The organism is Psychrobacter sp. Sarcosine-02u-2, assembly GCF_002836335.1.
Taxonomy (GTDB): Bacteria; Pseudomonadota; Gammaproteobacteria; order Pseudomonadales; family Moraxellaceae; genus Psychrobacter; species Psychrobacter faecalis.
Map to the genome: position 1 here is coordinate 1 of NZ_PJBX01000063.1, position 493 is coordinate 493.

Genomic DNA, 493 nt, shown 5'->3' on the forward strand with positions numbered 1-493 from the left:
TTTTAGAAGATAAGCGTCGTTATATCATAGTCGGCTGTTTTGGGATCGCCGCGGTAGTGACACCGCCTGATGGTGTATCAATGCTGTTGTTGGCGATTCCTATGTGGCTATTATTTGAGCTGGGTTTACTCTTAGCAAAGATATTAATTAAAAATGAACGAAATAATGATTTAGTCTCAGGGAATGAAACATTAGAAAGTAGCTAGCACTACTTAAACACGCCAAGAACCTTTTTTACTTTTTACTTTTTACTTTTTACTTTTTACTAGAGTATGTCAGCGTGAGTACTCTACTTAGCGACGGACTCTAAATGGAACACCCAACTAATAACAACGAAAAAAATGACGGTCTTGCAAATCGACTTAACCAAGAGTGCTACTGCATTATCCTTGATCGTAAAGCGCTTAATACAAGCCTTCAAGATCAATTGGTAGAAACTAGAAACAATCCAATAGGAGCGAACGAGCTTAATAAGCTTTTTTCAACAACACCC

At 37.7% G+C, this 493-nt stretch carries 1 protein-coding gene and 1 pseudogene; both read left to right on the forward strand.

Annotation, left to right across the window (positions count from 1 at the left end; genetic code table 11):
- A partial coding sequence (locus CXF58_RS01270) for a twin-arginine translocase subunit TatC (protein WP_180952496.1) occupies positions 1-206 on the forward strand: 206 nt, incomplete at its 5' end.
- A gap of 104 nt (positions 207-310) precedes the next feature.
- Positions 311-493 (forward strand): annotated as a pseudogene (locus tag CXF58_RS13900) (hypothetical protein); the annotation flags it as partial.